The following is a 23,817-nucleotide window of genomic DNA, read 5'->3' as shown; positions in this document are numbered from 1 at the left end:
AATGACCGCTGGTGGATCGCTTTCGGAAAGCCGGCGTTGACCGCACGCGGCCAGGGGTGGAGCGAGCCGCGCTGGAATGTTCGGAATCGGAGAGGCAATGGCGATCCGCAGGCGGCGGCTTCAACCGACGATCTGGGCGGTCATCATCCTGCTTGCGACCGTCACGGTAGCCGGCGCCGAAGGCGGCAAAGCGGGCAAGCCGTCCGAGTTCATCCTGCTCGTCCAGATCGCGCTGCTGATCGCAGTCGGCCGCGGCCTCGGCGAGTTGATGCAGCGGATCGGCCAACCCTCCGTGATCGGCGAACTGCTCGGCGGCCTGTTGCTCGGCCCCTCGCTGTTCGGCTGGCTATGGCCGTCAGCCCATGACGTCGTCTTTCCGCCGTCCGGCGAGCAGAAGGCGCTGATCGACGGCATCGCGCAGATCGGCATCCTGCTGCTGCTCCTGCTGACCGGCATGGAGACCGACCTCAAGCTGGTGCGCAAGGTCGGCCGCGCGGCGATGACGATCTCGATCGCGGGCATCGCGGTGCCGTTCGCCTGCGGCTTTGCGCTCGGCGAAGTCTTGCCGCAGAGCCTGCTGCCGCACCCCGAGGCGCGGTTGATCGCCGCGCTGTTCCTCGGCACCGCGCTGTCGATCTCCTCGGTGAAGATCGTCGCCGTCGTGGTGCGCGAGATGAACTTCATGCGCCGCAATGTCGGCCAGATCATTGTCGCCAGCGCGATCATCGACGACACCATCGGCTGGATCATCATCGCCGTCATCTTCAGCCTCGCCTCGCGCGGCACGCTCGATGTGCTGTCGGTCGCGCAGGCGCTGTTCGGCACCCTCGCCTTCCTCGCCGTCAGCTTCACGATCGGCCGCCGGCTGGTGTTCCGGCTGATCCGCTGGGCCAACGACAATCTGGTCTCGTCGGCGGCGGTCATTACCGCAATCCTGCTCCTGATGAGCGGGATGGCTGGCATCACGCATCTGATCGGCGTGCATACCGTGCTCGGCGCCTTCATCGCCGGTGTGCTGGTCGGGGAATCCCCGATCCTGACCCGGCAGATCGACGAGCGGCTGCGCGGGCTGATCTCCAGCCTGTTCATGCCGGTGTTCTTCGGGCTCGCCGGGCTGAGCGCCGACCTCACCGTGCTGAAGGATCCGTCGGTGCTGGCGCTCACCGCCGCGCTGATCCTGATCGCGAGCATCGGCAAGTTCGGCGGTGCCTTTGCCGGCGGCGCGCTGGGCGGGCTGACCCGGCAGGAATCCTATGCGCTGGCGAGCGGCATGAACGCGCGCGGCTCGACCGAGGTGATCATCGCAACCATCGGCCTGTCGATGGGCGTGCTGAGCCAGACCCTGTTCTCGATGATCGTGACCATGGCGATCCTGACCACCATGGCGATGCCGCCGATGCTGCGCAACGCGCTGATGCGGCTGCCGCTCGGCAAGGAGGAGAAGGAACGGCTGGAGCGCGAGGAATATGAGCAGCGCGGCTTCGTCGCCAATCTCGAGCGGCTGCTGCTCGCGGTCGACCAAAGCACCAACGCGAAATTCGCCGCGCATCTTGCCGGGCTGCTCGCCGGCGGCCGCGGGCTGCCGATCACGGTGCTGCATGTCGGGGCGCATGCCAAGCTGCCGGAGCAGAACCATACCGACGCGGAGAGCCCGGAGGCCACGGTGATCAACGCGGCCAAGATCAGCGCCGAGGCCAGCGCCGAGGCCGACGCCGACGGCGGCGGCAATGTCGACGTCATCAGCCGCGCGCCCGAAGAGACGGTGGCGGAGGCGATCGCCGAGGAAGCCAAAAAGGGCTTTGACCTGCTCGTGGTCGGCATGGACGCGGTCGCGGGCCCCGATGGCGGCTTCGACCGGCGGATCAATGAGCTGACCTCCGGGTTCGACGGCCCGCTGGCGATCGCCGCCGCCAAGGGCGTACACGCAGACGAGCCGGCGGCGAATGCGCGCAAAATCCTGGTGCCGGTCTCGGGCAGCAACGTCTCGCGGCGCGGCGCCGAGGTCGCGATCGCGCTGGCGCGTCTCGCCAGCGAACCGTTGCAGGTGGTCTATGTCTCGACCACCCGCGACAGGGGCGCCCGCCGCTCCAGCCCCAGCATGTCGCTGGCGCCGGAGGAAGCGATCCTGAAGGACATCGCGGCGACCGCGGCGCGCTACGACATCAATGTCGCGACCCGGCTGCGCGCCAACACCGCGCCCGAGGTCGCCATCTTGCAGGAGATCACAGCAAGCGGGGCCGACCTGGTCGTGATCGGCGTCGACCGCATCCAGGGCGACAGATTGAATTTCGGCAGCGTCGCGGCCGCCGTGCTCGGCAAGGCGAAGGCCTCGGTGCTGCTGGTGTCGGGCGGCGACGTCAGGCCCAAGACTTAAGGCAAAGAGCTGAGGGAGATCCCGAGGGCGCCCGCGCCTACCACTCTTCCGGACAGGGATCGACGATCTTCCAGAGATCGACCCCGTTCTTGATCTTCTTCATCTCGGTGGTCAGCCCGCCATTGCGGCGGATCCAGTCCTTCACCGTATCGGGATAATAGGACATCAGGTCGGATGTGCCCTCGAGGCTGGTGACCTTGATGCCGAAGGTGAAGGCCTTGTCGTAATAGGCCTGGTGGAAGCCGATGCTGGCCTTCGGCGTCACGCAGATCTTGTTCAACGGCACGATGCCGAACACCAGCGTGCAGGCCGAGTTGCAGATGCCGTCGATCACGACGCGCTCGCGGCGGTCGCGGATCTGCTTGTACTTGGCCTTGTATTCCTCGACATAGCCGCCATGATCGCGCGTGATGTGCAGCACGGCCCGTGCCGGCGTGACCGCCAGGACCGAGAGCAGCAGGGCGACAAGGGGCGTGATGCGCATGAAATGTTCTAAACCGAGGGAAAGACGGCCCGGGCGGACCTGACCGCAAGACTCTGGCCGGACTGTGTTGGCAATCCGTTAAGCATCCGCAAAAAGGCAAAATTTGGCGCGCTGTGGCTGATTTCCCGCAGCTTTCGGCCCCGATTCCGGGTTAAATGATGGCTTGGGACCGGCCGAGAAGCCGATTCCAGCGTGAATGCCCGGAGGCCGCCAATGACCAAGACCAAACTTTTCGCCGCGCTCGTCCTGACTGTTTCCCTGGCCGTCCCGGCCCTGACCCCCGCAGTTGCCGCCGACCTCACGGTCTATCCGCACCACCGGCATCACCACTACCGGCACGCTTATTACGGCCTGCCCTACCACATCAGCTACCTGCACAATTACGGCCCCGGCCCGTCCCCGGGCAGCTTCGCCTATTACGACGGCCCGTCGACCAACAAGTGCTACCAGGGCTCGGCCGCCTATATCGGCCAGGACCGCCGCCGGCATCCCTGCTTCTGAGGTCCCGCGGCAGGCCGATGGGGCAACGGGACGCTAAGGCGTCCCGGCTGGCCCTGTCAGCGCAAGTCTGATAATCGACCCGCAACGCGCTCGTAGCTCAGCTGGATAGAGCATCGGATTTCGATTCCGAGGGTCGGGAGTTCGAATCTCTCCGAGCGCGCCATTGGTCAGACGGCAGGCCACGAAACCATTTTCAGCAGCCGACGAAACCGGGCGGAAACATTTGGCCGCTAGCCTCCCCCAAATAATCAAAGAAATTGCGGGGAAGTGTCATGATGGAAGTGACCATTGTCGCGCTGCTGCTGCTCAGCGCCGCCGTGTTTTGTGCCCACGCCTACGACGCCCTGCATACGCATTGAGGGGACCGGCGTAGCTCGTTCCGCGTGCTGTCCGCGAGGTTTCGGGCCCGCGCGAACCGCGGCCTGCTATCCCCGCGCGGCCCTCTCCCCAAACCACCGCCGGCACGCCCGGCTGAAGCTCGTCGCATCCGTGTAGCCCAGCGCCGCCGCCATCTCGTCGCGTGACTGGGTGCCTGCCGCGAGCATCGCCTTCGCGCGCTCGCGCAGCACGGCGTCGAGCAGCGGGCGGAAGGCGACGTCGGCCTCCGCGAGCCGCCGCACCAGGGTGCGGCGCGAGGTGCCGATCAGGCGCGCGGCCTCTTCCTCGCCGAGGCGATGCGGCAGGCGCGATGCGATCAGGTTCTCGACGGCCCGCGTCAGCGCCTCGGCATCCGAGCGCGGCCTCTCGATCGCCTCGAGCGCTTCGATCGCCTTGGCCTGCAATTCCGGATCGGCAAACGGCGACGCCCGACCGCAAAGCTCCTTCGGCACATCGAAGCGGAAGGCGGCCGCGTTGAACTTCACCGCGCAGGCAAAATGCGGCGCCAGCCGCTCGGCGCCGGCGGGCGGAGCCCAGGGAAATTCAAGCGTCGCCTGCCCGATCGCGTCCTCGAGCAGCTGCACATACACCGCGTGCACGTTGAGGCTCACTGCCAGCGCCACGGCGCGCCAGAGCGGGTCGTCCATCGCAACGGCAGGCGTAATCTCGATCTGGATTGCGCGCGCGGTCCGGCGCAGTCGGTTGCGGATGAAAGGCGCGCGGGTCGACCCGAAGCGTGCGCCGATGCTCAACGCGCCTTCGATGGTCGGCGCCGTCCGGGTCGCGACGTCGAGTGCCCCTTGCAGCGACGTCGACCACACCGCCGCGGCCGACAGCGGCCACAGCTCGCCATGCAGCCGCGTGATATTGGCGGCGAGCATCACCAGCGACGACACCGGCATGTGCGCGCCGGGCTGGTCGAGCGCATCCTGCTGGATTGCCGTGCCGGCCAGCAGCTCGTCGCGCTCGCTCCGCGTCTTGCCGAAGGTGCGCACCAGCGCCCGTGCGTAGGCCGCGGACACCGGCGTGCGAAGGGCATCGGCCTCCGATCCCTGCATTGTGTCGGCACCCTCCCTCGCGAACGTCCGGCCGAACAGGCTTGGCGCAAAATGCCACAAATTTGGCCTGTTGGGAACTGGCGGCGCAGGCCTGCCTCGCGGCATGCTCCGCACAACAACGGCGAATGCCGACTCGAAGCGATGCTGGAGGGAATGCGATGATCTTCAAAGGCACCAATGCGGCCGGCGAACCGGTCGAATACCGGGACGGCAAGCGCTATCTGTGGATGCTGTCATTCATCCCGCCGCTGATCCCGCTGCTGTCCTACTGGTGGTATCTGCAGACGCACGATCCGCTGGTGACGCTGATCCCCTTCGTCTTCATCTTCATCCTGATCCCGCTGCTCGACGTCGTGTTCGGCGAGGATACCCACAATCCCCCGGCGGAAGTCGTCGCCGCGATGGAGGCCGATCCCTATTACCTGCGGCTTGCGCGCATCACCGTGGTGTTTCCCTGGATCAACTACGTCGCCCTGATCGCCTTCTTCGGCACCCAGGAATTGCCGTGGTGGTCCTACGTCGCGCTGCTGCTCGGCGTCGGCACCATCAATGGCGGCGCGCTCCTCATCGGGCACGAGCTCGGCCACAAGGCCGACCGGCTCAACATCCTGTTCGGCATGCTCGCCAACTGCGCGGTCGGTTACGCGCATTTCCGCGTCGAGCACAATCGCGGTCATCACACCTGGGTCGCGACCCCCGAAGATCCAGCCAGCGCGCGGTTCGGTGAATCGATCTATGCCTTCGCAACCCGCGAGCTGCCGGGCGCCTTCAGGCGCGGCTGGCGCAACGAGGCCGAACGGCTGACGCGGCGCGGCGAGCCGGTATGGTCGGTCGACAACGAGATCCTGCAGGGCTTTGCGCTGACGCTCGTCGTCGCCGCCGTCCTGATCGCGCTGTTCGGCTGGAAGGTCGCGCCGTTCATCGTCGCGCACCACTTCCTCGGCTGGTACGCGCTGACCCAGGCCAATTATGTCGAGCACTACGGGCTGTTGCGCGAGAAGCTGCCGAACGGCCGCTATCAGGCAGTCGAGCCGCGCCACTCCTGGAACACCAACCACATCGTCTCGAACCTGATGACGTTCCATCTGCAACGCCATTCGGATCATCACGCCAACCCGATGCGGCCCTACCAATCGCTGCGCGATTTCGACGACATCCCGCGGCTGCCGAACGGCTACACCGGCATGTTCGGGCTCGCCGCGATCCCGTGGCTCTGGTTCCGCGTGATGGACCCGAAGACCCTGGCCTGGGCCGGCGGCGACAAGGGCAAATTGAATCTGGGTTAGCGGCCGGCGACGTCGCGATCGCACGATCGCCCGGCTTCTCCGTTCCTACGGCTGCGCTTGTCGGCGCTTCATGGCGCCGATGCCGAGGAACGAGCCGTTGACGGACGGATACTGGCTGGTGAACTCGACCATATCGAAGCTCGGCGCCTCGAACTGCTTCAACGCCGTCCAGAGCAGTGTCGTATCCGGGCAGGCCTGGGAATGGATGTCGTGATGCACGATGATGCCGGCATGCGTGCGCACCAGCAGGTGATCCTGCAACGCGCCGCGCAGGCTGTGATCGCCGTCGATGAAGACGAGGTCGGGCTTCAGCTGCTCGACATGCGCCGCGACCAGCGGCGAGGTTGAAAAGTCCTGTATGTAGATCGGCTCGACAGCGGCCTGCTGTTGCAGCAGATCGAAATAGGTCGAGATGAACGGCGTCGGCGCGATCGGATCGAGCGCGATCACGGTCTTGAGGTCGGCACCGCTGGTCCTGAGCCATTCCGTAACCAGGATGAACATGCCGCCCCAGCGGCAGCCGATCTCCATGTAGGAGGAAACGCCGGAGGCGTTGCGCGCAAGCCAGGCCAGATAGGGCGCGAGCTGGCTCGGATACTGCCAGAGGTGGAGGCCCCTGCCGAAATACGGCGCAAGCTCGGGCGGCTGCTCGCGCAGCAGCTCGTCATTGAGCCCCAGCGCAGGGATGAACTCCCGTTCGAGGAATTCCACATCCAGCCGCTGTGCCGGGGTCAACGCCGCGATGGTGCCGATCGCCTCGCGAACGAACGGCGCAAGATCGGTGAAACGCTGGTACCGGTCGGCTGGAGCAAACTGGGCGGTGAGCATCGGCGTAATCACACGGGCGGCTGGAGGGACACGCGGAGACCCCGGTCGTCGCGCCTCCGACGATTGAACGGATGGGATAGCCGTCTCGGGCGCGAAATCTCGCAGACGAACTCAAATAATCTGGCGCGAACCGTTGCTGCGCTGACTTCAGCCGCTCGGAATCTTCCGCCGCACCGCCTCCGTGCCGGCATCGGTGACGCGGTATCGACGGCCCAACTCCGGGACGATCCAGCCCTTCTCGATCATTCCGGCAATGGTGCTCGGGCCGACGCCCGCGGGAAACGAACGGCGGTTGCGGATCGCGTCGATCGCGACCCGCTCGAGATGGGTCGCGACATGCGACGGGCGGGCGCGAAACGCCTTGGCCATGATAAGGACGGACAGCACCTCGGCGCGTCGACGCACCGCCGATGCGCTACGGGTCAGTTCGTTGCTGATCTCCAGTGCATTCTTGCCGGCCCTGGCGAGCTCTCTGAGCTTGTCATCCTCGTCAGGGCTCCAGCGCCGCACAATCCCCATCTGCCCCTCACCGCCTGGATACCCACCCCGAACCGATGCATACGCAGGCGGCGCTGATTTGCCATGTGACTTTCGGCACCTCTTGAGGAGACGTCGGAGACTGTCACCATCAAGAGAGCCGATCGTCGACGTTGCTTCACTTAGTGCTTGCTGGGTTCGAGCGCGATGAGCACGCCGGTCGGCTCGGGCTCGTGCGGCCGCAGCGATGTCAGCTCCGGGTCGCTCCATTCGGCAAGGCTCACCACCTCGCCGGTCTGTCCTGACATGTCGGAGCTCTGCGCGGGTTCGAGCACCTTGAGGCCGCTGGTATCGACGAAGAACGTGTGCTCGCCGAACACGCTGTTGAGTTGCGCCACGGCGGGATGATCATCCGGAAGCACCTGCGCGTTCAGTTGCGTCATGGTCTGTTTGACTTGGGTGGAATTAAGCTTCATCCGCTGCTCCTTCTTTTGGTTCCGGCCCTGAATGTTTCCCTGGCTGGCTCCTCCCGGCCCGCACCCCGCGTCTGGGGGCTTCAAGGTCTCGAACCGATCAGGCCACGAAACGTTCCGCCCGCGCGACGCATTGACCGCAGGCGCGCGGGTTCCCGGTGCATCGACGTGAGAGGTGCGGCGCGGCGTCACACCTGCCCGCCACTCATGTGGCGGAAGACTTCTTCTTCCCGGCGAGCCCATCCAGATGCACGCGGCGCGCGGCGGATTTGCGTGCGCGCTCCTTGGTGCGGCAGGCCCGGCAGCGCACGGCCTTGGTGAACACGTCACCCTTGGCGGTCTCGTACCACCATTTCTGCTGCAACGGCGTCCAGACCTCGGCCACGCCGCAGTCCTTGCAGACGAAGGGCTCGGGCCGATAGGTGCCCCGCAAGACGAAATCGGGTGTCGAATAGCTGTTCGAGGGCGCAAGCGCGCTCGTCAGCACGGCAACCTCGTCGCGCGCCAGCGCGATCTTGTAGTCGCGCTGGCGACGCTGCTCGGCAGCCTTCTGCGCCTGCAGGCGCAGCCATTCGTCGGCCTTGCGCCGTTTCGCGTCGATTTCCCCGCGCTTCTGCCTGTTGCTTTTCACGTCCGCGCACATCGTCGAACCGAATGCTCCGGCGGCCAGACGCGGCAGCATCAAAGATGCGCTTCAGTTCGGCCGCAGGTTTGCCATGGTAGCCGCGGCATTGCGGAGCGGCCAGACCAATCCGGGCGAAACCTATGCCCGCTCCCGCTCCGCCGGCCGCATGTGGATCAGCGCGTCGAGCACGAGGACAAGAACCGGCCGCTGCTCGTCGTTGACCAGCTCGGTCTTGAAGATCACGACGGCATCGCGCCGCTCCGGCCTGATGGTGATCTTCTGGATCTCCGATTGGCCAGTCAGCGTGGCTCCCGGGCGTACCGGGCTCGGCAGGCGTATCTCGAAGCTCCGTCCGACGATGCCCGCCACCTTGCTCCAGATCGCCTCCACGGCCAGCCGCTGATAGATCGCAATGGTGTTGAAGCCGCTTGCGATCAGGCCGCCGAACGGACCCGCCGCAGCCGCGACGGGATCGGTGTGGATCGGCACCGGATCATATTTCCCGGCGAACTCGAGGATTTCGGCCTCGCCGATGGTGTAGCGGCCAAGCTTGAAGGTCATTCCCTCGGTGAGATCTTCCGCATACAGCATCGTGCGCCTCCGTGTGTCGCGCGACGATAGACCAATGCTGCAGGCTTTCCATTACCTGCGAGGTCATCAACTTCGCGCACGGAATATCCAAGCGGAGCCACGAGACGCGAGCAGCACCGACCGCTCGCGCATCGCTCCGAGCATCCTGCGCTAATGCGGCCGCGCCGCCCTCGCCTTCACCCTCGCCGTGGCGGCCTTCACCGTGTTCTCCATCAGGCAGGCGATGGTCATCGGGCCGACGCCGCGCGGCACCGGCGTGATCGCACCGGCGACCTGCACCGCTTCCTCGAAGGAGACGTCGCCGCGCACCGCGTAGCCGCCGTCCGGCTTCTCGACGCGCGTGGTGCCGACGTCGATCACGATGGCCTGCGGCTTGATCCAGTCGCCGCGCACCAGGCCCGCCTTGCCTACCGCGCTGACCAGGATATCGGCCTGACGGCAGATCCGGCTGATGCCGCGGGTGTGGATGTGGGTCTGTGTCACGGTCGCCTGCTCCTGCAGCAGCAGCGCGGCCATCGGCTTGCCGACGATATTGGAGCTGCCGATCACCACGGCATGAGCGCCGGTGAGATCCGGTCGAATCGACTTGATCAGCCGGAGGCAGCCGAGCGGCGTGCACGGCACCAGCGCATCGTCGCCGTGAAACAGCCGGCCGGCGTTCAGCGCGTGCAGGCCGTCGACATCCTTCGCGGGATCGACCGCCGCCATCACGCGCAGCGCGTCGATATGCGCCGGCAGCGGCAGCTGGATCAGGATGCCGTCGATATCGTCGCGCGCATTGAGCCCCTCGATCCTGGCCAGCAGATCGGCCTCGCTGCAATCGTCCGGCAGGCGTTCGACCGCGCCGTGCAGGCCGAGCCGCTCGGCCATCCTGACCTTGCTCTGCACATAGATCTGGCTCGCCGGGTCGCAGCCGACCAGCACGACCGCAAGCCCCGGCGCGCGCGGCAGCCGGTCAAGTTCACTGGCAATTTTGTCGATGACAATCCGGGCATGGGCATGCCCATCGAGAAGTTTCGCCGTCATGGCACCTCCGTTTCGAAGCGGTGCCCAGGCGCGCGGCGTTCAGTCTCTGCGCTCCCCGATGGTGGTCCATCCAAGCGCCAGTCGCGCAGATGGCGTGGTCATAGCCGCCCCGCCCGGCAAAGGCAAATCATGCTCCCCTGGCTGATATCCCTTGGCGCTTCCTGGCTGCCGCAAAGCGACGATTTGCCCGTATTTGCCCGGTGGATCGGTGCAGCACGGATCGCGTCTGGGGGTAGGATTCGGGCAAGACTTGCGATAAGCCTCGGCGCTTGCCGGGCTTTTCCGATCCCCGGCGCCATCCTTCCGGTCATCACGCCCATTTCGGACATTTTCACCATGAGACATATCATCCTCGCGCTGGCGCTCCTCTGCCCGGCTGCCGCGCTTGCTCAAGGCACCACTCCAGCCCCAGCGCCCGCCGACAAGCCGGCGGCGGCGACGCAGCCGATGGTCGGCGACAAGCCGCTGGTCCAGGTCGGCAAGAAGCAGGCCGCCAGGAAGGGCGAGAAGCCGCCCGCTGCCGGCAAGCCGCAATCGGTGGCGCAGAAGCTCCAGGCCTGTCAGGACATCGACGACGCCACCAAGGAGCGGCTGATCTGCTACGACGAGATCTTCAAGCCGCAGCCGAAGCCGACGGCCACCCCTGCCAAGGGCGTCAACGAATGCCGCTTCGTGAAGGAAGAGGACGAGCGGCTGACCTGCTACAACGGCTTCGCCGACAAGATTCCGCGCCTGCCGCGCTAGGCGCGCCGATCGACACATGAAAATGCCGCCGCAAGTGTTTGCGGCGGCGTGTCGATTGCCGAAGCGGCCCTGCTACCAGGTGCCGAAGCCGCCGAAGAAGCCCATGCGCGGCTGCTGCTGCGCGACACGGTAGGGCTGATACATGCCGGGCTGGGCCAGCCGCATCGGCTGCTGCGGATGGGCATGGTAACGCGCGACCTTGCGCTTCTTGGGTGCCTGCGGCTGGGCCTGAACCGGCTTCGCCTCGGCCACGACCTTGTTCGCGTCAGCCTTTTCCGGCGGGATGAACTCGGCAAATGTGTTGCGGACGCGGGCCTGCGCGTCGCCGGCAACCGACGGGGCCGCTGCGGCAACCGCATTGACCTGCGCCGGCACGATGGTCGGCAGGCTGGTGTCATACACCACCCGCTCCGGCAATTTCTGAGCCGACCTGATGCGCACCATGGTCTTGTCGACGCCCGGCGACGAGACGGTCTGGCTTGGGCCGGGAATCGTGGCCTCCTGCGGCACCACGGCGTTGACGACGAAGAGCAGCGCCAGCAGCACGCCACCAACATACAGGAAATAACGCGCCACAGGCATCTTGGTAGCTCCCCCCGCGCACCGGGCGCGGTTCATCTCGGCGCGACGACATCAGTCATCGCGCGGGCGAAATCGTCGTCTGCGCATGATCACCCGGATAGTCGCCATCCCGCGCTTCCGGGTCGTTCTCTAACGGTCGGCTTATTAGTTAGTTCCTGCCTCGCCGTTGCGGTTCACCCGGGAAGTCAATTCCCAGTCACTTTTTCGAGATGCAGGGTTTAGGCGCGACTGGCGGTCACGACCGTACATTTCGCCTTGTTCGCGTTAACATTGACGAACCCGATTAACATCCGGGGATAGGTCTTGCGGCTCCTCATGCCGATGGTATCCGGGATCAGCCGCTTCCGCTCGGTCATGGGGCTGCCGTCCCGACGGATGAAGGCGCAGGCGATCTCGATATCCTTGACCGCGAAATCATTGGCGTTGCGCAGCGTCAAGGTGACCAGCGCCTTCGAACCCAGCCCACCGCGCTGAAAAGATTGCGAGGCGATCCGCAGCTTGTCGAGCGGCGACCGCTCGACGCCCGGCGCGGACGGCCTCGTCTCCTCGGCCGGCTGCGCTGTGGCCACGCCGACCGTGGCCGGCTCATCTGCGGCTGTGGCCGGCGCATCCTTGCGCGCGTCCCTGGGCGAATCCTTGGGCGCATCCTTGGCAGTCTGGGCGGGCGCGTCCGCCGCGCTGCGGACGATGGCGGGTGACACCGGCGAGGCATCGTGGTCGCCGGCGTCGCTGGGCTCGGGCAGCATGAACCAGGCACCAATCCCGGCGAGCGCGATCAACGGCAGCAGCAGGCTGGCGTAGAAGCCGCCCTGACGTCCGGCGGCCACCCTTCGAAACGACGCCAGGCCGATCCGCATCGTCGTGCCCTCACCCTCGACGCCCGATTGCGCCGCCACCCATAAAGCAGGTCTGTAGAGACGGCCGCAGGTCGAGCGGCCACGCGAGAACAATCGCCGACCATCGGAATGGTTTCATCCCGGGACGACAATCTTGCGATTGCTCGGGCGGAGGGATGGCATCCCAGGCGGCCGATCGCTAAATTCGCGCCGCCCGAGAGCGAGTGCCGCGTTCCCAAACCGCGCGAGAACAACAAGGAGTTTCGCAATGCCCGTCGTCACCTGGGACCACGTCCATCTGCGCAGTCCCGATCCCGAGGCCACCGCGACCTGGCTGCGCGACATTCTCGGCGGCGAGATCATCCGTGGGCCCGGCCGCATCGACGTCCAGCTCGGCGGCGCCAAGGTCTTCATCGCCGAGGTGACGCAGGGCGACGGCGTCAACGCGCCGCCGGTGACGCCCTATCAGGGGCTCGATCATTTCGGACTGACGGTGAAGGACATCGACGCGGTCGCGGCCGAGATCAAGGCCAAGGGCGTCGAGTTCACCAAGGAGCCGACCACGATCCGCCCCGGCGTGCGGATCTGCTTCATCCGCGGACCGCAGGGCATCTCGATCGAACTGCTCGAGCGCGACAAGAAGTATGCGTGAGATCTCTCCGCGTCATCCCCGCGCAAAGGCATCACCTTTGCGCAGGGATGACGCGGATCTGGCCGCGTCTAGCGTTACGTCATGCTGCCCGGCATGAAGCAGCGGATCGTCACGCCCATGTAGCTCTTGATCGGCCACACCATGGCGCGGCCGGCGCGGTTGGGCTCGGTGACCACGGCTTCGTCGGGGACGTCGATCCAGGCCCCTTCGAGGCGCACGCGATAGTGTCCGTCTTTGGATTCCCAATCGACATCGCTGACCGCACTGCCGTCGGCATCGGAGCAGCACGGTCCCTTGCCGCTGCGCAGACTGTCGAACCATTCCTTGAGCGGCGAATTGGCGTAGCGGCCGTCGGGATCGCGCGCCTGCGCCAGCTGCGCCGCGGCGACCGATGCAAACGCAACCAGACCAAGCGGCAAAGCCACTCGTATCCGACGTTTGCGACGGCGGGTCGAAGTTCCGGGATCGTCATACCGGCCCGCCGAGCGGCCGCCAGCTTCCATCCTGTCAGTCATTTATGTTGCTCCAGCACCACCGGCCAGTGCAACCAGAGCTATGCATTTCGCGGGCCAGTTCGATTCGCGCGCACGGTCCGCTGTCATCGCGCCGTCACACCGCCTGGCAGGAACCGAGGGTTCATGGTCACTCCGGATACCCCCGGAATCAACCTGCCGCATTGCACGAGGTTGCTCGCTTTGGCATAAAAAACCAACCCGGATTGCTGCGGGCACGGCAGCCGGCCATGGGACATTATGAAGAACGGGCTGTACTCAATCCACGTTACCCTGCTGGACGGACGCGTCGGCAAGGGCAGCGGAGTGATTCTTTTCCGCGACGGCCAGATTCTGGGCGGCGACGCCTATCTGTATTACACCGGCAGCTACACGGTGAAGGGCGACGTGTTCAAGGGCGAGATCCTCGTGCAACGCCACACCACGCCGCGCGACACCGACAACCCGCTGTTCGGCGGACCGGCACCGGTCGGCATCGGCGTGTCCGGCACCTTCACCGACACCCGCGGCAACATGAGTGGAACCGCGCTGGTCGGCAAGGCGAGCCTGATCTTCGGCGCAACGCTGCACTGGCTCGCGGATATCAATTAGCACCCAAAGCTATCAGCCCGTCATCCTGAGGAGCCCGCAAGGCGTCGCGCCCTACTCCGCGGCCTGCTCCAGCGGCGCGACGCGCGGCAGGATCATCTGGATCCGGGTGCCGTTGCCCGGGGCGGAATCGAGAGAGAGCCGGCCGCCGAGGCGCGTGGTGACGATGCTGTAGACGATGTGCAGGCCAAGCCCGGTGCCGCCCTGGTCGCGCCGCGTCGTGAAGAACGGATCGAAGGCGCGGCGGCGGACGTCCAGGCTCATGCCGCAGCCATTGTCGGCGAAGATCACCTCGACATAGTCGTTGCCGGAGGCGTGCACCTGGATCTCGACCTCGCCGGCCTTGCCGTCCGGGAACGCATGCGCGACCGCGTTGAGGAACAGATTGGTCAGCACCTGGCCATACGGTCCGGGATAGGAGTTCATGATCAGGTTCGGCTCGCAATCGACGTTGAGCGTCAGATTGTGCTTGCGCAAGCCGGGCCGCAAACTCATCACCACCTGCTCGGTGAGGTCGCCGAGATCGAAGGTGCGCTGATCCGAATAGTTGCGGTCGGCGGCGACCTGCTTGAACGACTGGATGAGCTCCGCGGCGCGGTTCAGATTGGCGACCAGCTGCGAGGAGGCATCCCGCGCGGTGTTGAGGAAGTCGTTGAGGCTCGAGCGCCTGAGGTCGCCGCGCTCGACCTGGGCGGCGAAATTCGCGGTCTTGCGCTCCAGCGCGGACGCCACCGTCAGGCTGATGCCGACGGGGTTGTTGACCTCATGCGCGACGCCGGCCACCAGGCGGCCGAGCGCGGCGAGCTTCTCGGCCTCGATCAGCGAATTCTGGGTTTCCCGGAGATTGCGCAGCGCCGCCTCCGCCGAATCCCTCGCCTTGCGCATCTCCTGCTCGGAGCGCTTGCGTTCGCCGATATCGAGCGCGACCGTGACGATGTTCTCGATGTCGCCCTGCGAGTCCAGGATCGGCAGCTTGTTGACCAGCCATTGCCGCATGTTGCCGGCGGCGTCCTTGTACTCTTCTTCGTAGAAGCCGAGCTCCCGCCGCGCCGACAGCACCCGCTTGTCGTTCTCGTCGGTCTTGGCCGCGCCGTAGCGCGCCATCAGCTCGGCGGTGGTCTGCCCGATCGCGTCCTGCGGCTCGATGCCGAAGATGCCCGCCATGTAGCGGTTCATCAGCACGTAGCGCAGCTCGTGGTCCTTGACGTTGATGACGGCGGGCACCGTGTCGATCACCATCTGGAGCAAGCGTCGGCCTTCGGCGATCGCATCTTCGGCACGCTTCTGGTCGGTGATGTCGCGCACCGTACCCTCGTAGCGCACCACCTCACCCTCGTCGTTGCGCACCACGGTCGCGGAATCCGACAGCCACAGCACCGTGCCGTCGCTCGAGCGCACCTGATACTCGTAGTCGCGCACCGTGCCGTCGCGCTGCATCAACTGCATGTATTGCTCGCGCGCCGCCGGATCGACATAGACGGTGGTGGCGATATCGTCGATGCCCTTGATCAGGTCCTGCGGCGTGGCATAGCCCATCATCCGCGCCAGCGCCGGATTGGCGTTGAGCAGCGTGCCGCCCGGCGTCGTGACGTAGATGCCCTCGACCGACGCCTCGAACAGCTTGTGGTAGCTCTCCTCGGCGAGCCGCTGTTCGGCGAGCGCGCGCAGCGCCGCCTCGCGCGCGCTGTCGGCGTCGACCAGGGTCTGGCGGAACACCTCGGCGGCGCGCGCGATGTCGCCGATCTCGTTGTCGAGGTCGGCGCCGGGGATGAAGGCGCTCTTCTCGCCGCCCGCGACCTTGCGGATCGAGCCTGCGATCCGTGCGAGCGGCCGGACCGTGCGGCGAACCACCAGCACCGCGGCGAACAGCCCGATCAGCACGCCCGCCGTGCCGAGCACGATGCTCTGCCATTTGGCTTCAGCCAGCGTCCGCGCAAAATCGCGCGACAGCACATGGCCGCGACGGGAGCTGAGCTCGCGCAACAGCTCGGTGACCTTCTGAATCAACACGCCTTCGGCGCCGAGCACCTCGCGGTCGATGTCGGCGATCTGGCCCTCGCGGACCGCGATCGCGCTGATCGCCTCGGCATAATTGTCGACGGCGCTGCGCAGGGCGGGATCGGCGATGGTCATCGCCCGCATGCTCTGGGCGGCGTGCTCGGCAGCGGACGTGTTGTGCGCCAACAAAGCAGTCGCAATGCCGCTCTGGACCTGCGACAGCGCGTTGGCCAGCGCCGCATCATTGCTCGCGGCGACCGCGCGGTCGAACGCATCGCGCAGCGGCGGCAGCCCGGCGACGATCTCGGCGCGACGGCTGAGCAGCGCCGAGATCCGCTCGATCCCGTTGCGATAGGTCGCCAGCCGCTGCGTGACGCCGTCGATCATGTCCTGCTGCTCGGGCGCGAGCTCAATCCGGGTCTTCTTCAGGATCTCGCTCAGCGACTGGGCCGCCTGCGCGACCTGGGCCGACTGGTTGCCGGGCTCGGTGACGAAGTCCCGCGCCGCCAGCCGCAGCTCGTTGGTGCGGCGGTCGATATCCTCGGCGATGTCGCCGACGCTTTGCAGCCGCTGCAGCTCGGCAAAGGTCGTATCGATGTGGCGGATCGCGATCACGCTGGCAGTGGATGTGATGATAATCACAGCCAGCACCAGCAGGAAGCTGCCGAACGTCAGTTGGCCGATCGAGAGGGAGAACGCACGCGGCGCTTGCGAATTCGGCGGCAATTCAGCGGTCATGTCATCAAGGCCGGGGGTCCAATGCACCTCAATATACGGGAAATTACGGGGTTTGGGTAAACATGCTGACGGGCCCGGCCGGCCGGTGTGACCGGTGTCACCCCGCGGCCGCCGGTGACCGATTCCGGTACAGGGCGGCAAGCATCGTCCGGCGGCTGCTTGGTGCTGTCTCGGAAGTCGAAACTTCAGGCCGTGGCAGTCGTCCGCACCGGAATCGCCATCGCGGCGATGACGTCAGACTGTGGCGATCCTTCGCACCGGAATCGTCATCGCGGCGACGCCGATCACGACGCAGGCGAGCCCGATCCACGCCATGGGGCTGAGTCGTTCGCCGAGAAACGTCACGCTGAGCGCGACCCCGATCGGCACCCGCAAGTAAGCCTGCGCGGTGGTTCCGACCGAGCCCAGGGTCTGGATCAGGCGGAAGTAGATCGCGAAGGCGATCGCGGTCGAGAACACCGCCAGCGCCAGCAAGGCGAGCAGCGAGCTGATCGATGGCGCCAGCGTCCAGGGCTGTTCGACCGCGAGGCTGAGCGGGATCAGGATCGCGGCACCCGCGAGCAGCGAGCCCGCAGCCGGCGCCATTGGGTCGAGCCCCTTGAAGCCGCGGCTGAAGATCGCGGCACAGGCGTAGCAGATCGTGGCGGCAACGATCGCCACCTCGGCCACCATGCCTTGTCCGAGATCGCGGAAGGCGTCGACCCCGACGATCAGGCAGATGCCGGCCATGCCCGCGATCACCCCGAACAGCTTGCGCGGGCTGGCGGCCTCATGGCGGGTGATCGCAGCCGTGAACAGGAAGGTGAAGATCGGCGAGGCCGAATTGAGGATGGTGGCGAGCCCGGCATCGACGTAGCGCTCGCCCCAGGCGATCAGCGTCCACGGGATCACGCTGTTGAGGCAGGCCTGGAAGATGAAGCGGCGCCAGGTCATGCCATCCCCCGGCATCGAGACGCCGCGCATCCGCATGATGACGAGCAGCAGCAGCCCCGCGATCGCGGTGCGCGCCGCGATCAGCGTAATCGGCGGAATGGTCGCCACGCCGAGCTTGATCAAGGTATAGGAGCCGCCCCACAGGCTCGCGAGCGCGAGCAGCAAGGCCAGCTCGAAGGCCATGTTGGGCTGGCGTGGGGTCGTGGTCATTGGGCTGAGGATTCCGTCTCGGTGAAACGGAAACTACATCGCCGGAGTTGATGATATTTCGATATAGGCCGAAGTGTGAAGAGAGTGATCCGTCCCCTGAGGTGCGAGCGGAGCGAGCCTCGAAGGGTCGACGGCCACCAGCCGGGCCGTCGATCCTTCGAGGCGCGCAAGAGCGCGCACCTCCAGCGACAAAGGCGAAGCCTTTGCGCGGGGATGACGGGTCTGTCCGAGGACGGACCTACCCCATCGCGCCGACGTCGAACACCTCGCCGTCATAGCCCGCTTCCCTGGGGATGCGGAGCTGGCGGCCGGTGGCGGTCTTGGTCATCACCGGCATCACGGCGACGATCGACTTGCCCGCGCTGTCGGCGAGCGCGGCGCCAACGTTCGGCTGCTTGCCGAGCTTGATCAAATTGCGTGTGGTCGGGAACGGCAGCTTGAAGCGGCCGGTCTCGCCGCCTTCCAGCGCCTCGCGAGGCGACACCCAGATTGAGTCGGTGGATTCCTTGCCGTCATGGGCGCCGAGCTGCTCGGGCGGCGCGGCCGCGAGGAAGAACCAGGTGTCGAAACGCTTCGGCATGCCCTCCGGCGTGATCCAGTGCGCATAGGGTACGAGCTCGTCGAGCGCGAGCACCATGCCGTTGTCTGTGAGCACCTTGAGGAAGCTGATCTTGCCTTCGTTCAGCGCGGTCCGATGCGCGGTCGCGATCTCGCTGGCACGCCCCGCGTCGACCAGATCCGTCGAGCCTTTCGGCCGCGCCAGCAGGATGCCGCTCTCCTCGAAGGTTTCGCGGATCGCAGCGATCCGGAACCCGAGCGCGTCGCCGTCGAGCCCTGCGCCGCCCGAATAGAGCGTGGGATCGGCGGCGATCTCCTTGTCGTTCTTGTCGACGCTGCCGCCCGGAAACACCAGCGCGCCCGAGTTGAACTCGATCTGGTGATGGCGAACCATCATGAAGACCTCGATCTCGCGGCGGCTGCCGTCACGCAGCAGCAGCACGGTCGAGGCAAGGCGCGGGGCAACGATCTCGGTCATTATTATCCTGCTGCACTGGATTGCGGTTGCAGATTGGCGCGGCGGTCGACCCGCGCCACGCGAGACAGCAGATAATCGACCTCTGCCCTCGCCTGCGGCGTGATCACGGCACCCGGCTTGCGCTGGGCGCTGGAGGAGATGATGCCGCGCTTCTGCAGCACGTATTTGCGCACGGTGAGACCGACGCCGGGCTGCTGCTCGTAGCGGATCAGCGGCAGATGCGCGTCGAACAGATCATGCGCCGCATCGCGTTTTCCCGCCTTCGACAGATTGACGACGTCGATCAGCAGCTCGGGGAAGGCGTAGCCCGTCATCGCCCCGTCAGCGCCGCGCTCCATCTCGAAATCAAGGAACAGGCCGCCATTGCCGACCAGGATCGACAGCGGCCGCAGCGAGCCGTCCTTCTGGAAATTGCGCAAGGTCGAGATCTTCTCGAGACCCGGCCAGTCCTCGTGCTTGAGCATCACGCAGGACGGCGAATCCATCACGATCTTGCGGATCACGGCGGGCGTGAACACCACGGTGAGCGTCAGCGGATAGTCCTGCAGCACCCAGGGAATGTCGTCGCCGATCGCTTCCTGCGCCTGCTTGAAGTATCCGATGATCTGGTCGTCGGTGCGCAGATGCGGCGGCGGCGCGATCATGACGCCGGCGGCGCCGGCATCCATCGACTTCCTGGCCAGCGAGCGCATCGTGGCAAAGCCCGGCGCCGAGACGCCGACGATCACCTGCAGCTTCTTGGCGCGCTTGACGAAGCGCAGCGCGACCTGCTCCGCCTCGGCGGCATCGAGTTTTGGCGCCTCGCCCAGGATGCCCAGCACCGTGACACCGTCGCAGCCGACCTCGGTATAGAAATCGGTCAGCCGGTCGATCGATGCCTCGTCGATGCGGCCGTCATCGAAGAACGGGGTCGGCGCGATGGCGAAGGTGCCGGCGGCCTGGGCGGTGAGTTTGGTCATGGCTATCCTCTTGTCCGTCATTCCGGGGCGATGCGTCAGCATCGAGCCCGGAATCTCGAGGTTCTCGGTGCGCAATTGCGCACCTGAGGGTTCGCGCTATGCGCGCCCCGGAACGACGTTTAGCATCTAAAACCGCCGCGCGCCCATCTTGATCTGCTCCTCGGAGAAGAAGATCTCCTTGGCGTGGGCGACGATGTCCTCGGCCTTCCAGCCGGTAAATGGCGGCTTCCAGCCCTCCATTTCCATCATCCGCATCTCGCGGACGCCGCGCGGGCCGGAGACGCCGAGAACCTTGCCGGTCTGGTCGCCGGAGAGATCGCTGACCATGTAGAGCACGGCCGGCGCGATGCCGTCCGGCCCGAGCGCCGCACCGGGGTTCTCCTTGTAGCGCGGCAGATCGGCAGTCATGCGGGTCAGCGCGCCCGGCGCCAGGGTCCAGATCCGGATGTTGTACTTGCGGCCCTCGATCGCCAATACGTTGGAGAGGCCCCAGATGCCGCCCTTGGCGGCGCCGTAATTGGTCTGGCCGAAATTGCCGATCAGCCCTGAGGTCGACGACGTGTTGACGATGACGCCGCCGCCATTGTCGCGCATCCATTTGAACACCGGCTGGGTGCAGCAGAAGGTGCCCTTGAGATGCACCTTCAGCACCTTGTCCCAGTTGGCTTCCTTGGCCTTGTGGAAGGTCTCGTCGAGCAGGATGCCGGCATTGTTGACCAGGATGTCGGCGCGGCCGAAATGCTTGATGGCATCGTCGAACACCGACTGGCCGCCGGCCATGGTCGAGATGTCGGCGCCGTTGGCGACCGCGCGGCCGCCCTCGGCCTTGATCGCATCGACCACCTTGTCGGCCATCGACTGGTCGGAGCCTGAGCCGTCGCGCGGTCCGCCGAGATCGTTGACCACGACAGCCGCGCCCTCGCGCGCAAACAGCTTTGCGTAGGCCTCACCCAGTCCGCCGCCCGCGCCCGTGATCAGCGCCACCTTGCCGTCGAGTAATCCCATGGTCGTTTTCTCCGTGTTGTTCTTTTTTCTTCACCTCGCCCCGCCTGCGGGGAGAGGTCGGATCGCCCTTGCGATCCGGGTGAGGGGGTACCGGTCTCACCACAGTCACAGCTCGCGGTGAGAGCCCCTCACCCCACCCTCTCCCCGCAAGCGCGGGGCGAGGGAGTCGACGGCCGGCGCGTGTTGCTACGCCAGCACCGTCTTGCCGCTCTTGATCACAGTGACGCCGCGCGATTTCACCTTGGCCTCGAACGACACCACATTGCCGTCCTTCCACAGCTCCATGGTCACGGTCTCGCCGGGAAACACCGGCGAGGAGAACCGCGCCGCGTGCTGCTTAAAGGCTGAGGGATCGTAGTCGGCATAGGTCTGCAACACACCGCGGCAGGTGATGCCGTAGGTGCACATGCCGTGCAGGATCGGCCGCGGGAAGCCGGCCTTCTTGGCGAACTCCGGATCGGAGTGCAGCGGGTTGCGGTCGCCGCACAAGCGGTAGAGCAGCGCCTGGTCCGGCCGCGTCGTGATGTCGACCACCTGGTCCGGCGCGCGCTCCGGCACCTTGTGCGGCTCGGGCTGGCCGTCCGACGGGCCGCCGAAGCCGCCATCGCCGCGGGCGAAGCGCGACGCGACGAGGGTCGCGAGCTTGTCGCCCTTCTCGTCCCTGAGCACGGTCTGGTGGCGGATCACCGCGCCCTTGTCCTTGCCCTTGTCGAACACGTCGAGCACGGTCGAGTCCGCCGTGATGTGGGCCGCGGTCGCGAACGGCTTGTGGAAGGTGATGTCGCGCTCGCCGTCGACCACCATCACCCGATTGAGGTTCATCTCGCCGGGACCGGCGCCCCAGGCCGCGACCGACGCAAATGTCGGCACTACCTTCAGCGGGCGCGGCGTTAGTGTGCCCTCATTGACGAAGGCGAGTTCCCTCTCGTCCATCGGATCGGCGCCGAGGCCGATGCCATAGGCATAGAGCATCACGTCGCGGTCGGTGTAGCTGTATTTCTGGCCGAGATTTTTCAAGGCCATCAGCTGTTCGTACACGATCGGCATTGTTGTTTCTCCCCGAACCTTCTCTACGACGCGGTGCCCATTGCTGCGCCCTCTCCCCTTGTGGGAGAGGGCTACACCGACGCTTTCACAAACTCGCTTCGGTGAGGGGTTCGCGCCGCAGATAGGCTCTTTTCGCGGAGAGACACCCCTCACCCGCCTTCGCTTCCAGCGAAGGCACCCTCTCCCACAAGGGGAGAGGGTAATAATCAGGCCGGCGTGAAGAACGGCAGCGGGGCGCCGTCGGTCGGCTTCCACACCACCTTGACCTTCTGGCCGATCTTCACCGTCTCCAGATCGCAATCGACGATATTGGTCTGCAGCGACGGACCTTCCTTCAGCGTCACATAGGCGATCGCATAGGGGCCGGTCGGCGACTTCCGCATCAGGCTGTAGGTGTAGACCGTGGCCTCGCCGCTCGACTCCTCCCACACCGTCTTGTCGGAGAAGCAGAACGGGCAGATCGCGCGCGGGAAGTAATGCGCCTCGCCGCAGGTGTTGCAGCGCTTGATCATGAACTTGCCGGCCTTCGCCGCTTCCCAGAACGGCGCGCTCTCCGGGTTGGTCACCGGGGCATTGTACTTCTTGGCTTCAGACATCACGCACGCTCCAGAATGCAGGTTGAGGCGGCGTGGCGAACGCCGAGCAGACCGCCGGTGCCGTGGGCGATCGCGAGGTCGCAGTTCTTCACCTGCACCTTCGGATGCGCCTCGCCGCGCAACTGGCGCACAGCTTCGAGGATCTTGGTCATGCCGCCGCGATTGACCGGATGGTTGCTGCACAGGCCGCCGCCGTCGGTGTTGAACGGCAGCTTGCCGACGCCCGAGATCAGATTGCCGTCGGCGACGAACTTGCCGCCCTCGCCCTTCTTGCAGAAGCCGAGATCCTCGAGTTGCATCAGCACCGTGATGGTGAAGCTGTCGTAGATCGAGGCGTACTTGATGTCCTTCGGCGTCACGCCCGCCTCTTCGAAGGCGCGCGGACCGGACCACACGCCGGCGGAGTATGTCAGGTCGAGATCCTTGCCGCCGCGCGGGCCCTTCGCCGCCTCGCCGTGGCCGATCAGGCGCACCAGCGGCTTCTTCAGGCTCCTGGCGATTTCGGGCGTGGTGACGATCATCGCACCGCCGCCGTCGGTGACGACGCAGCAGTCCATCCGGTGCAGCGGATCCGAGATCATCGGCGAGTTCAAGACGTCCTCGACGGTGACGACCTCCTTCAGCATCGCATGCGGATTGTATTGCGCATGATGCGAGGCCGCGACCTTGATCCAGGCGAGCTGCTCGGAGGTGGTGCCGTAGTCGTGCATATGGCGCATGGCACACATGCCGTAGGCATTGTGCGTGGTAGCCCCGTAGGCGGATTCGAAATCGGCCTCGGCGCCGGACGCGCGCGGCGGCATCGGACCGGTGCGCGGCTTGCCCGCCAGCGTGACCAGCGCGACCGAGCATTTGCCGGCGGCGATCGCCTCGGCGGCATGGCCGAGATGGATCAGATAGGAGCAGCCACCGGTCTCGGTGGAGTCGATGTGACGCAGCTTCCTGGTGTTGAGGCCGAGATAGTCGACCATCGGCCACAGCCCGCCCGGCGCGTCGCCGGCGCAGAAATAGCCGTCGATGTCGTCCTTGGTGAGCCCGGCATCCTCGATCGCGCCCTTGGCGACCTCGGCGTGAAGCTGTGCTGTTGATTTATCCGGCGCATGCCGGGTGGGATGTTCGTAGATCCCGGCAATGTAGGCCTTGCCCTTGATGGTCAAATCGCTCTCCGCTGGCGTTCCTCGCTCCAGCGTTTTTCTGAACCGGCGACGCGACCTTGGCAAGCGCGGAAATATTCCGTCAGGCGAGACTGAGTCCGCAACCTCGGAAATCGGAGGGTGGGG

25 protein-coding genes, 1 tRNA gene and 1 riboswitch are annotated in these 23,817 nt (G+C 66.0%); of the genes, 7 read left to right on the top strand and 19 right to left on the bottom strand.

Features of this window, described 5'->3' with window-relative positions:
• The first annotated feature begins 97 nt into the window (after nt 1-97).
• Entirely contained in the window at nt 98-2,374 is a 2,277-nt protein-coding gene (locus ACVW17_RS24440) for a cation:proton antiporter domain-containing protein (RefSeq protein WP_456754263.1), read from the top strand.
• A 37-nt stretch (nt 2,375-2,411) separates the two neighbouring features.
• Here the strand turns inward: ACVW17_RS24440 and ACVW17_RS24435 are convergent, their stop codons facing one another.
• A complete protein-coding gene (locus ACVW17_RS24435) occupies nt 2,412-2,858 on the bottom strand; it encodes a hypothetical protein (protein ID WP_021080599.1) in 447 nt (148 codons plus the stop codon).
• Between the two features lie 213 nt (nt 2,859-3,071).
• On the opposite strand from ACVW17_RS24435, the gene ACVW17_RS24430 reads away from it, so the two are divergent.
• Both ACVW17_RS24430 and ACVW17_RS24425 read left to right on the top strand, forming a co-directional pair.
• A complete protein-coding gene (locus ACVW17_RS24430) occupies nt 3,072-3,359 on the top strand; it encodes a hypothetical protein (RefSeq protein WP_456754262.1) in 288 nt (95 codons plus the stop codon).
• An 86-nt stretch (nt 3,360-3,445) separates the two neighbouring features.
• Nucleotides 3,446-3,522: transfer RNA gene (locus ACVW17_RS24425), tRNA-Arg, on the top strand.
• Between the two features lie 262 nt (nt 3,523-3,784).
• Here ACVW17_RS24425 and ACVW17_RS24420 read toward each other — a convergent pair.
• Nucleotides 3,785-4,795, bottom strand: coding sequence for a helix-turn-helix domain-containing protein (locus ACVW17_RS24420; protein ID WP_456754261.1), 1,011 nt, complete (start codon nt 4,793-4,795; stop codon nt 3,785-3,787).
• A 158-nt stretch (nt 4,796-4,953) separates the two neighbouring features.
• Here ACVW17_RS24420 and ACVW17_RS24415 point away from each other — a divergent pair, with 158 nt between their 5' ends.
• Nucleotides 4,954-6,081: an alkane 1-monooxygenase gene (locus tag ACVW17_RS24415; protein WP_456754260.1), complete on the top strand. Its 1,128-nt coding sequence runs from the start codon at nt 4,954-4,956 to the stop codon at nt 6,079-6,081.
• Between the two features lie 45 nt (nt 6,082-6,126).
• Here ACVW17_RS24415 and ACVW17_RS24410 read toward each other — a convergent pair whose 3' ends face one another.
• The 6 genes from ACVW17_RS24410 to ACVW17_RS24385 form a co-directional block, all read right to left on the bottom strand.
• On the bottom strand, nt 6,127-6,909 hold the full coding sequence (locus ACVW17_RS24410; RefSeq protein ID WP_456754259.1) for a hypothetical protein: 783 nt from the start codon (nt 6,907-6,909) through the stop codon (nt 6,127-6,129).
• A 147-nt stretch (nt 6,910-7,056) separates the two neighbouring features.
• Entirely contained in the window at nt 7,057-7,428 is a 372-nt protein-coding gene (locus ACVW17_RS24405; RefSeq protein WP_456754258.1) for a hypothetical protein, read from the bottom strand.
• Nucleotides 7,429-7,568: 140 nt separating this feature from the next.
• Nucleotides 7,569-7,862, bottom strand: a complete 294-nt coding sequence (locus ACVW17_RS24400; protein ID WP_456754257.1) for a hypothetical protein — start codon at nt 7,860-7,862, stop codon at nt 7,569-7,571.
• Between the two features lie 202 nt (nt 7,863-8,064).
• Nucleotides 8,065-8,490 (bottom strand): zinc-ribbon domain containing protein, encoded by a 426-nt coding sequence (locus tag ACVW17_RS24395; RefSeq protein ID WP_456797934.1) that lies wholly within the window; start codon nt 8,488-8,490, stop codon nt 8,065-8,067.
• Between the two features lie 132 nt (nt 8,491-8,622).
• Nucleotides 8,623-9,075 carry a MaoC/PaaZ C-terminal domain-containing protein gene (locus tag ACVW17_RS24390; protein ID WP_456754255.1) on the bottom strand — a complete coding sequence of 151 codons (453 nt, stop codon included), beginning with the start codon at nt 9,073-9,075 and terminating at the stop codon, nt 8,623-8,625.
• A 150-nt stretch (nt 9,076-9,225) separates the two neighbouring features.
• Nucleotides 9,226-10,101 carry a bifunctional 5,10-methylenetetrahydrofolate dehydrogenase/5,10-methenyltetrahydrofolate cyclohydrolase gene (locus tag ACVW17_RS24385; protein ID WP_456754254.1) on the bottom strand — a complete coding sequence of 292 codons (876 nt, stop codon included), beginning with the start codon at nt 10,099-10,101 and terminating at the stop codon, nt 9,226-9,228.
• 15 nt (nt 10,102-10,116) lie between these two features.
• Nucleotides 10,117-10,196, bottom strand: a riboswitch (ZMP/ZTP riboswitch).
• A gap of 241 nt (nt 10,197-10,437) precedes the next feature.
• Between ACVW17_RS24385 and ACVW17_RS24380 the strand changes: the two genes are divergently transcribed.
• On the top strand, nt 10,438-10,845 hold the full coding sequence (locus ACVW17_RS24380) for a hypothetical protein (protein WP_456754253.1): 408 nt from the start codon (nt 10,438-10,440) through the stop codon (nt 10,843-10,845).
• Between the two features lie 72 nt (nt 10,846-10,917).
• On the opposite strand, the gene ACVW17_RS24375 is transcribed toward ACVW17_RS24380, so the two are convergent.
• Nucleotides 10,918-11,427, bottom strand: coding sequence for a hypothetical protein (locus tag ACVW17_RS24375; RefSeq protein WP_456754252.1), 510 nt, complete (start codon nt 11,425-11,427; stop codon nt 10,918-10,920).
• Nucleotides 11,428-11,645: 218 nt separating this feature from the next.
• The gene (locus ACVW17_RS24370) at nt 11,646-12,284 is read right to left on the bottom strand and encodes a hypothetical protein (protein ID WP_456754251.1); all 639 of its coding nucleotides are present in this window, start codon (nt 12,282-12,284) and stop codon (nt 11,646-11,648) included.
• A 247-nt stretch (nt 12,285-12,531) separates the two neighbouring features.
• On the opposite strand from ACVW17_RS24370, the gene ACVW17_RS24365 reads away from it, so the two are divergent.
• A complete protein-coding gene (locus tag ACVW17_RS24365) occupies nt 12,532-12,915 on the top strand; it encodes a VOC family protein (protein ID WP_456754250.1) in 384 nt (127 codons plus the stop codon).
• Nucleotides 12,916-12,989: 74 nt separating this feature from the next.
• Here the strand turns inward: ACVW17_RS24365 and ACVW17_RS24360 are convergent, their stop codons facing one another.
• A complete protein-coding gene (locus ACVW17_RS24360; protein WP_456754249.1) occupies nt 12,990-13,430 on the bottom strand; it encodes a hypothetical protein in 441 nt (146 codons plus the stop codon).
• 237 nt (nt 13,431-13,667) lie between these two features.
• Between ACVW17_RS24360 and ACVW17_RS24355 the strand changes: the two genes are divergently transcribed.
• Nucleotides 13,668-14,018 carry a GrlR family regulatory protein gene (locus tag ACVW17_RS24355; protein ID WP_456754248.1) on the top strand — a complete coding sequence of 117 codons (351 nt, stop codon included), beginning with the start codon at nt 13,668-13,670 and terminating at the stop codon, nt 14,016-14,018.
• A gap of 51 nt (nt 14,019-14,069) precedes the next feature.
• Here the strand turns inward: ACVW17_RS24355 and ACVW17_RS24350 are convergent, their stop codons facing one another.
• The 8 genes from ACVW17_RS24350 to ACVW17_RS24315 all read right to left on the bottom strand — a co-directional run bounded on the left by ACVW17_RS24350 (nt 14,070) and on the right by ACVW17_RS24315 (nt 23,694).
• A complete protein-coding gene (locus ACVW17_RS24350) occupies nt 14,070-16,751 on the bottom strand; it encodes a PAS domain S-box protein (RefSeq protein ID WP_456754247.1) in 2,682 nt (893 codons plus the stop codon).
• Between the two features lie 234 nt (nt 16,752-16,985).
• Nucleotides 16,986-17,894: a DMT family transporter gene (locus tag ACVW17_RS24345; RefSeq protein WP_456754246.1), complete on the bottom strand. Its 909-nt coding sequence runs from the start codon at nt 17,892-17,894 to the stop codon at nt 16,986-16,988.
• A 238-nt stretch (nt 17,895-18,132) separates the two neighbouring features.
• On the bottom strand, nt 18,133-18,930 hold the full coding sequence (locus ACVW17_RS24340; RefSeq protein WP_456754245.1) for an NUDIX hydrolase: 798 nt from the start codon (nt 18,928-18,930) through the stop codon (nt 18,133-18,135).
• 2 nt (nt 18,931-18,932) lie between these two features.
• Complete coding sequence (locus ACVW17_RS24335; protein WP_456754244.1) at nt 18,933-19,889, bottom strand: dihydrodipicolinate synthase family protein; 957 nt, start codon at nt 19,887-19,889, stop codon at nt 18,933-18,935.
• 126 nt (nt 19,890-20,015) lie between these two features.
• A complete protein-coding gene (locus ACVW17_RS24330; RefSeq protein ID WP_456754243.1) occupies nt 20,016-20,894 on the bottom strand; it encodes an SDR family oxidoreductase in 879 nt (292 codons plus the stop codon).
• A gap of 186 nt (nt 20,895-21,080) precedes the next feature.
• Entirely contained in the window at nt 21,081-21,941 is an 861-nt protein-coding gene (locus ACVW17_RS24325) for a MaoC/PaaZ C-terminal domain-containing protein (RefSeq protein ID WP_456754242.1), read from the bottom strand.
• Between the two features lie 206 nt (nt 21,942-22,147).
• Nucleotides 22,148-22,537 carry a Zn-ribbon domain-containing OB-fold protein gene (locus ACVW17_RS24320; RefSeq protein ID WP_456754241.1) on the bottom strand — a complete coding sequence of 130 codons (390 nt, stop codon included), beginning with the start codon at nt 22,535-22,537 and terminating at the stop codon, nt 22,148-22,150.
• Nucleotides 22,537-23,694: a thiolase domain-containing protein gene (locus ACVW17_RS24315; RefSeq protein WP_456754240.1), complete on the bottom strand. Its 1,158-nt coding sequence runs from the start codon at nt 23,692-23,694 to the stop codon at nt 22,537-22,539. The genes ACVW17_RS24320 and ACVW17_RS24315 overlap by 1 nt, the downstream gene beginning before the upstream one ends.
• Nucleotides 23,695-23,817 lie beyond the last annotated feature (123 nt).

This window comes from Bradyrhizobium sp. USDA 4473, assembly GCF_054063335.1.
Note: the sequence above shows the minus strand (reverse complement) of the source record. Positions and strands in the feature narration are given on the sequence as shown.

Excerpts from the sequence above, each read along its gene's own strand:
- ACVW17_RS24430 (WP_456754262.1), top strand. The coding sequence starts at position 3,072 with ATGACCAAGACCAAACTTTTCGCCGCGCTCGTCCTGACTGTTTCCCTG.
- ACVW17_RS24335 (WP_456754244.1), bottom strand. The coding sequence starts at position 19,889 with ATGACCAAACTCACCGCCCAGGCCGCCGGCACCTTCGCCATCGCGCCG.
- ACVW17_RS24440 (WP_456754263.1), top strand. The coding sequence starts at position 98 with ATGGCGATCCGCAGGCGGCGGCTTCAACCGACGATCTGGGCGGTCATC.
- ACVW17_RS24415 (WP_456754260.1), top strand. The coding sequence starts at position 4,954 with ATGATCTTCAAAGGCACCAATGCGGCCGGCGAACCGGTCGAATACCGG.
- ACVW17_RS24320 (WP_456754241.1), bottom strand. The coding sequence starts at position 22,537 with ATGTCTGAAGCCAAGAAGTACAATGCCCCGGTGACCAACCCGGAGAGC.
- ACVW17_RS24385 (WP_456754254.1), bottom strand. The coding sequence starts at position 10,101 with ATGACGGCGAAACTTCTCGATGGGCATGCCCATGCCCGGATTGTCATC.
- ACVW17_RS24360 (WP_456754249.1), bottom strand. The coding sequence starts at position 13,430 with ATGACTGACAGGATGGAAGCTGGCGGCCGCTCGGCGGGCCGGTATGAC.
- ACVW17_RS24345 (WP_456754246.1), bottom strand. The coding sequence starts at position 17,894 with ATGACCACGACCCCACGCCAGCCCAACATGGCCTTCGAGCTGGCCTTG.
- ACVW17_RS24380 (WP_456754253.1), top strand. The coding sequence starts at position 10,438 with ATGAGACATATCATCCTCGCGCTGGCGCTCCTCTGCCCGGCTGCCGCG.
- ACVW17_RS24370 (WP_456754251.1), bottom strand. The coding sequence starts at position 12,284 with ATGCGGATCGGCCTGGCGTCGTTTCGAAGGGTGGCCGCCGGACGTCAG.
- ACVW17_RS24420 (WP_456754261.1), bottom strand. The coding sequence starts at position 4,795 with ATGCAGGGATCGGAGGCCGATGCCCTTCGCACGCCGGTGTCCGCGGCC.
- ACVW17_RS24340 (WP_456754245.1), bottom strand. The coding sequence starts at position 18,930 with ATGACCGAGATCGTTGCCCCGCGCCTTGCCTCGACCGTGCTGCTGCTG.
- ACVW17_RS24400 (WP_456754257.1), bottom strand. The coding sequence starts at position 7,862 with ATGAAGCTTAATTCCACCCAAGTCAAACAGACCATGACGCAACTGAAC.
- ACVW17_RS24355 (WP_456754248.1), top strand. The coding sequence starts at position 13,668 with ATGAAGAACGGGCTGTACTCAATCCACGTTACCCTGCTGGACGGACGC.
- ACVW17_RS24435 (WP_021080599.1), bottom strand. The coding sequence starts at position 2,858 with ATGCGCATCACGCCCCTTGTCGCCCTGCTGCTCTCGGTCCTGGCGGTC.
- ACVW17_RS24330 (WP_456754243.1), bottom strand. The coding sequence starts at position 20,894 with ATGGGATTACTCGACGGCAAGGTGGCGCTGATCACGGGCGCGGGCGGC.
- ACVW17_RS24375 (WP_456754252.1), bottom strand. The coding sequence starts at position 11,427 with ATGCCTGTGGCGCGTTATTTCCTGTATGTTGGTGGCGTGCTGCTGGCG.
- ACVW17_RS24405 (WP_456754258.1), bottom strand. The coding sequence starts at position 7,428 with ATGGGGATTGTGCGGCGCTGGAGCCCTGACGAGGATGACAAGCTCAGA.
- ACVW17_RS24365 (WP_456754250.1), top strand. The coding sequence starts at position 12,532 with ATGCCCGTCGTCACCTGGGACCACGTCCATCTGCGCAGTCCCGATCCC.
- ACVW17_RS24350 (WP_456754247.1), bottom strand. The coding sequence starts at position 16,751 with ATGACCGCTGAATTGCCGCCGAATTCGCAAGCGCCGCGTGCGTTCTCC.
- ACVW17_RS24390 (WP_456754255.1), bottom strand. The coding sequence starts at position 9,075 with ATGCTGTATGCGGAAGATCTCACCGAGGGAATGACCTTCAAGCTTGGC.
- ACVW17_RS24410 (WP_456754259.1), bottom strand. The coding sequence starts at position 6,909 with ATGCTCACCGCCCAGTTTGCTCCAGCCGACCGGTACCAGCGTTTCACC.
- ACVW17_RS24325 (WP_456754242.1), bottom strand. The coding sequence starts at position 21,941 with ATGCCGATCGTGTACGAACAGCTGATGGCCTTGAAAAATCTCGGCCAG.